The organism is Verrucomicrobiota bacterium, from assembly GCA_019247695.1.
Classification (GTDB): Bacteria; Verrucomicrobiota; Verrucomicrobiia; order Chthoniobacterales; family JAFAMB01; genus JAFBAP01.
This window is the reverse complement of sequence record JAFBAP010000078.1, coordinates 49,864-56,402: the sequence shown is the minus strand read 5'-3', so window position 1 is coordinate 56,402 and position 6,539 is coordinate 49,864. Positions and strand designations below refer to the sequence as shown.

At 60.7% G+C, this 6,539-nt stretch carries 6 protein-coding genes; 5 read left to right on the top strand and 1 reads right to left on the bottom strand.

What is annotated here, in order from left to right; translation table 11 throughout:
* The 5 genes from glgP to JO015_08325 all read left to right on the top strand — a co-directional run.
* A partial coding sequence (gene glgP / locus JO015_08345; GenBank protein MBV9999109.1) for an alpha-glucan family phosphorylase occupies positions 1–1,272 on the top strand: 1,272 nt, incomplete at its 5' end.
* A gap of 136 nt (positions 1,273–1,408) precedes the next feature.
* Entirely contained in the window at positions 1,409–2,326 is a 918-nt protein-coding gene (locus JO015_08340) for a sugar phosphate isomerase/epimerase (protein ID MBV9999108.1), read from the top strand.
* An 8-nt stretch (positions 2,327–2,334) separates the two neighbouring features.
* Positions 2,335–3,009: a RibD family protein gene (locus JO015_08335; GenBank protein ID MBV9999107.1), complete on the top strand. Its 675-nt coding sequence runs from the start codon at positions 2,335–2,337 to the stop codon at positions 3,007–3,009.
* A 6-nt stretch (positions 3,010–3,015) separates the two neighbouring features.
* Positions 3,016–3,453 carry a hypothetical protein gene (locus tag JO015_08330; GenBank protein MBV9999106.1) on the top strand — a complete coding sequence of 146 codons (438 nt, stop codon included), beginning with the start codon at positions 3,016–3,018 and terminating at the stop codon, positions 3,451–3,453.
* Complete coding sequence (locus tag JO015_08325) at positions 3,450–4,682, top strand: beta-ketoacyl-[acyl-carrier-protein] synthase family protein (protein ID MBV9999105.1); 1,233 nt, start codon at positions 3,450–3,452, stop codon at positions 4,680–4,682. Before JO015_08330 ends, JO015_08325 begins: the two co-directional genes overlap by 4 nt.
* A 264-nt stretch (positions 4,683–4,946) precedes the next feature.
* Here the strand turns inward: JO015_08325 and JO015_08320 are convergent, their stop codons facing one another.
* Positions 4,947–6,242: an argininosuccinate synthase gene (locus tag JO015_08320; GenBank protein ID MBV9999104.1), complete on the bottom strand. Its 1,296-nt coding sequence runs from the start codon at positions 6,240–6,242 to the stop codon at positions 4,947–4,949.
* Positions 6,243–6,539 lie beyond the last annotated feature (297 nt).

Below are 6,539 nucleotides of genomic sequence, written 5' to 3'. Positions count from 1 at the left end.
CCTGACTGGGACGAACACCTCACCGACCCGGAGTACTGGCGCCGGGTCATCGATATTCCCGACGAGGTATTGTGGGAAACGCACCAGGGGCTCAAACAGCGGCTGATCGAATTCGTGCGCAAACGGCTTCGAATACAGCGCGCGCGTCATGGTGAGTCGCCGGAGCAGTTGCGCCGGATCAACAGCATCCTCAACCCCGAAGTCCTGACGATCGGGTTCGCCAGGCGTTTTGCCACCTACAAGCGCGGCAACCTGCTTTTCACGAACAAGGAACGCCTGCTTCGACTCGTCCAGAACGAAGAGCGGCCCGTGCAATTTGTTTTTGCCGGCAAGGCGCACCCGAAAGATGAGCCGGGTAAACGGTTCATCCAGGAGGTTTACCAGGCGTCGCGGGAGGCCGGCCTGGAGCATGCGGTGGTCTTCGTCGAAGATTACGACACCTACATCGGGCGCCGCCTCTACCAAGGCGTCGACCTCTGGCTCAACAACCCGTTGCGTCCCCTTGAGGCCAGCGGCACCAGCGGCATGAAGTTGCCTCCCAACGGGGGCCTGAACTTCAGCGTTCTGGACGGCTGGTGGTGCGAAGGCTACAACGGGAAGAACGGTTGGCCGATCGGGCCGGAAATCACCGGCGGTCCCGACGATTTCCAGACCGCGGTTGACGTGGACAGCCTCTTCAACATCCTCGAGAACCAGATCATCCCGCTCTATTACGCCAAACCGGATGGACGCCTGCCGATTGCCTGGATCCAGCTGATGCGCGAGTCGATCCGCAGCGTGACGCCGGTGTTTAACACGCACCGGATGGTGACGGAGTACAATGAACGGCTCTATGAACCTGCGGCGGCGGCATTCCAGGCCCTGAGTGCAGGCAAGTGCCGGGCCGCGGTGGAGCTGGCCGAATGGAAGCATGCCACTCGGGTCGACTGGTCCAAGATCCGCATTGAATCGGTCGACACCAGTGAGAACGGCGCCGCCATGATGGTGGGCGACACCCTGAAGGTGAACGCGCGCGTTTACCTCGGCCCGGTCAGCCCGGCTCACGTCAGGGTCCAGGCCTACATCGGGGAGACGGATCACGGTATCCTGCGGAACCCCTACACGGTGGACCTGACCGAGGTGGAGAAGGCCAACGGCAACGGTGTCTACTGTTTCCGGGGCGCCATTTCGGCTTCGGAAAGCGGCAGCTACGGGCTTAACGTGCGGGTGGTCCCTACTCATCCGCACCTTAACCAGGAACACGAGATGCGCTTGGTGACCTGGGCAAGTTGAGCAACGCACCTATTACGAGGCGGACGATGCGGCCCCGACCAGGCAGACGATGCACCGCGCGGCGCATCCGGCTGGCCGGAGGACGCTCGTTTGGGTGCTCTGCCCCGGTTCCAGCCCTGCTCGTATCGGTGCGCAGGTGAACGAACCGGCTTTTTCAACCTGCTGGAATTCCGGACGCCACACCCGGGGCGAGCAGATGCTCGCCGAGATTGCCGGCCTGGGCTTTCACCGGGTGGAACTCGGGCATGGCGTCCGGCTGTCGTTATGGGACGGTATCGTCGATTACCTTGGCAGGCACGAACTGGAAGTAACCAGCCTCCACAACTTCTGTCCGTTACCGGTGCAAATTCTCCGGGCTGACCCGGACTGCTACCAATGCACTTCGCACCGGCCCGAGGAACGCGAGCGGGCGGCACGGTACACCCGGCAAACCATCGATTGGGCGGCCACCCTGCGCGCCCGGTACGTGGTGCTGCACCTCGGTTCCGTCCCAATGCCGCCTTACACCGACAAGCTGATTGCATTGATCCGTCGCGGCCACTATCTGGATCGGGGCTACGTCAAAGCCAAGATCGCAGCGCTTAAAGCGCGCGAAGGCGCACGAGCCCTCGTCCTGGAGCGGGTCCGGCAATGGCTCGTTCCTTTGGCGCAGTACGCAAAGGCCGCCGGCGTAAAACTGGCGATCGAAAATCGAATCGGGCTCGAGACCGTCCCGAGCGAACGGGAATTCGCGGCGCTCTTCGGTGAAGCTGACTTTGCGGAAGTCGGCTACTGGCACGATTTCGGCCATGCCCAGGTCCGGGCCAACCTCGGCTGGATCGATCACCGGGAATGGCTCACGGCGATGAAATCCCGCCTGTTCGGTGCTCACGTGCACGATGTACGCTTTCCGGACCTCGATCACCTCGCCCCGTTCACGGGGATGACGCCCTGGGCGGAGCTGTTCGCGATTTTGCCGCCGGAAACCTTGTGCGTTTGGGAGATGAGCCCGCGGCTCCCTGCAGCTGAAATCATCGCCGCACTCGCCAAATGGCGCGTCTTAGGGCAACGGTAGGTTGCCGCATGCCGCGTCCGAAGGTCCTGATCAATTTTGCCTTGACTGTTGACGGCAAAATTTCCACCGCCAGCTTTACCCCGACCACTTTCACCAGCGCTTACGACAAAAGGCGCCTCCTGGAAATCCGCTCCCTTGGCGATGCGATCATGGTCGGGCGGGGAACGTTGGAAAAAGACCGGATGACGATGGGCATGCCGGACGCGGAACTCCGCCGGGAGCGTAAGGATCGCGGGCAAACCGAGTACCCGCTCCGGGTGATTCTATCCGGTTCGGGCAAGCTGGACCTGAATCTGCCGGTATTCGGCCAGAAGTTCAGTCCCATCCTGCTTTTTACCGGCAGTTCGATTGAGACCGAGGTCCCCTGGCCGGACCACGTTCGCGTGCACCGGTCTGAGCGCGACTGGCAGGATCCGGACCAGGTATTGTCGTTTCTCTATGCCGAATACGGCGTGCGGACACTTGTCTGCGAAGGCGGACCGACGCTGATCCGGGCATTGGCGCAACGAGACCTGATCGATGAAATCTATGCCACCATCGTCCCTAAATTATTCGGTGGCGAGCATGCACCGGGACTTTTAGGCATTTCTGATGCGTTCTTATCAGCAAGCCGCGCGTATCGGATGATGAACCTCGAAGTCCATGGAGACGAGGCCTATCTGCATTACCGGCGAGACCGATAATACGAAATGCACCAGTCCAATTCCATCATCATGCACGCTTCCAAGGAACGGGTGTTCGAAACCGCCGCCAACCTGGAAGCCTGGCCCCGGTTTCTGCCTCATTACCGGTACATCCACTACTATGAGCGCGGTCCGGAACGAAATGTGGTGAAGATGGCAGCAAAACGGAACGGTTTGCCGATTTCCTGGGTCTCGGAGCAGATCATTGACCGGCGGGCCGGGCAGGTCCGGTTCCGGCATCTGAAAGCCTGGACCAAAGGGATGGAGGTCGTCTGGACTTTCGAGGAACAGGAGCGGGGGGTGCTGGTGACGATTCTGCACGATCTGCATTTCCGAATTCCGGCACTGGCGCCTGTTGCTGAACCGATTATCGGTGGATTTTTTATCGGACCCGTTGCGAGCCGGACCCTCGCTTGCATGAAGGCTTACCTGGAGACAAAATGAGACGAGTCGTCATAACCGGCCTGGGCCCCATAACCTCGATCGGAATTGGGAAAAATGCGTTTTGGGAGGGTCTCCAGGCGGCCCGCACGGGAATCGGGCCCGTAACCTATTTTGATGCGGCTATCTTCAACGCCCGCAGCGCGAGCGAAGTTAAAGATTGGTTCCCCGAACGTTACTTCCCGCCGCACCGCCTCAAGCGCCTGGACCGATACGCGCAGTTTGCGGTCGGCTCCGTGGCCTTGGCCCTGCAAGACGCCGGGCTGAACTACTCAACCGGCGATCCCCAGCCTCGCGTCGGCGTCAGTTTCGGGACGGCCCTCGGCGGGGTGGCCAATGCGGAAAGCCAGCACAAGGCGTTTGTGAAAGGGGGCCCGAAATCGGTGCACCAGACGTTGGCGCTCCAGGTGTTCGGCGGATCAGCTCACTGTAACGCGGCGATCGAGTTCGGCCTGCGCGGCGTGGGCACCACAAACTCGAACAGCTGCGCAAGCGGCAACGTGGCAATCGGCGAAGCCTTGCGCTATATCCGGGATGGTTGGGCGGACGTCATGGTGGCAGGAGCGGCAGAGGCGCCGCTGAGCCCCCTTACCTTCGGCGCATTTGCCTTTATCCGGACGATGAGCCGCAGTGCAGACCCGAGTTCGGCGTGCCGCCCGTTCGACAAGCGGCGCGATGGCTTCGTCATGGGCGAGGGTGCGGCAAGCCTGGTGCTGGAGGAATACGAGCATGCCAGGGCGCGCGGCGCGCACATTTACGCTGAGGTCATCGGTTACAGCCTCAATAATGATGCGTTTCACATGACGACGCCCCTGCCAACCGGTGAATCATGCATCCAAGCCATGGTCGACGCACTGGCTTCGGCCCGGGTGCATCCCGAACAGATCGATTACATCAACGGCCATGCCAGTTCGACGCAGTTAAACGATGCGAATGAATGTTTCTGCGTGAAGGCGGTCTTCGGCGAACACGCGCGCCGGTTAATGATCAGCGGCACCAAAGCGTACTATGGGCATCCGCTCGGAGCGAGTGCCGCCATCGAGGGGATCATTTGCGCGCTGGCCCTCGAGCGTGACTTTGTGCCCCCGACGTTAAACTATGAGGAAGTCGACCCCGCCTGTGACCTTGACGTCGTTCCGAACCAACCGCGCGAAAAGCCGCTCACTTACATCCTGAGCAACGCCTTCGGATTCGGCGGGATCAACTCCTGCGTGGTTTACAAGCGGGTCTAGCAAATGCCACGGCAGAAAATGCCACAAAGGGAAGAGGTGTCGGGTGTCGGGTGCCGGGTAACGGGTAACGAAGAGCGGGTGCCGGGTGCGATGCCACGAATGGAAGAGCCCCTGATTTGGAGCCCTTCTCCCTGAGGTTACACGGTTAAGGAATCAAGGAAGGTCACCGGCGTGGTAAGCAGAATGCCACAGATGGAGATGCCGGTCACTCGTGGCATTCGACTCGACACCCGGCACCCGGCACCTCTTCCCTTTGTGGCATTCTTACGCCGTGTGGCGGTGCACGCGGGTGGCAACTTTCAACCGCAGCGCGTTCAACGCGATGAAACCGGTCGCGTCGGATTGATTGTACGCCTGGGTCGGATCCGCTTCCATCGTGGCAATCTGCGGATTGTACAGGCTCACCGGCGAGGTGCGGCCTGCGGCGATCGCGTTGCCTTTGTAGAGTTTTACCCGAGCCAGGCCGGTGACGTGTTTTTGCGATTCGGTGACCAGCGCTTGAATGGCTTCACGTTCCGGCGCAAACCAAAATCCATTGTAGACGAGTGCCGCGTACTTCGGCCCGAGACCGTCACGCAGGTGCATCACCTCGCGATCCATCGTCAGCGATTCGAGTTGCCGGTGAGCAAAGAACAAGATCGTGCCGCCCGGCGTCTCGTAGACTCCGCGGCTCTTCATGCCCACAAAGCGATCCTCGACCATGTCCACGCGGCCGATGCCGTTGCGGCCGCCGAGCAGGTTCAACACCCGCATAACCCAAAGGGGCGATAACCGGACCCGCTCCTGCTGGCTGCCGGGCAGCTCGCCCGGGTAGCCGAGATCGTGCAGCAACCGGGACAGGTTTTCATGACCCAGCGCCGTGCAAATGCCGCGCTCGAATTCCAGCTCCACGTATTCCGGACGGTCCGGCGCCTCTTCGGGTGACACGGTAAGGCGGTACATGTCTCGGAGATCCTCGGCGCTGGCGTCAATCCATGGGTCTTCGAGTATCCCGCTTTCATAACTGATATGCAGGAGGTTGCGATCCATCGAGTACGGCTTTTTGGCGCTCGCCGTAACGGGAATACCCTGTTCCTCGGCATACCTGATCATCTCGGCGCGGCCGGGGAACTCCTTGCGGAAACGCTCCTGGCGCCATGGGGCAATGACTTCGATCTCCGGCGCCAGCGCAGCGGCCGTCAACTCAAAGCGCACCTGGTCGTTGCCTTTCCCGGTTGCCCCGTGGGCCACGGCCTGGGCACCTTCAGCGCGCGCGATGTCCACCATGCGCTTGGCGATTAACGGCCGGGCGATGCTGGTTCCAAGATAATACTGGTTCTCGTACAGCGCCGATGCCTGAAAAAGGGGAAAAACGAAGTCGCGCGCGAATTCTTCCCGCAGATCATCTATGTAACATTTGCTGGCGCCTGTTTTGATCGCTTTTTCTTCCAGCCCCTCCAGTTCCTCCTCCTGGCCGATATCTGCACAGAACGCGATGACTTCCGCGTCGTAAACCTGCTTGATCCATTTCAAAATGACCGAGGTGTCGAGCCCTCCGGAATAAGCAACGACGATTTTCATGGCGGCTGCACCAATACACGGTCACACGGCGGGCACAACGTAAGAGTTCACACGGTCACGCGGCGGCCGCAGCGGGTGTGGCGGGCACCACGTAAGAGTTCACACGGCGAACACGGCGAGCCACGGCGAACACGGCGGGAAGAGGAGGGAGTTCGGAGTTTGGCATTCGGAGTTCGGAGGCGTCGTATCAACGGGTCCGATCGTCCGGCGGAACACGGCGGGAAGAGGAAATCATCCGCAAAACACGCAGAGAACGCAGAAAAGGGAAAACGTCCACGGATTACACAGATTGACACA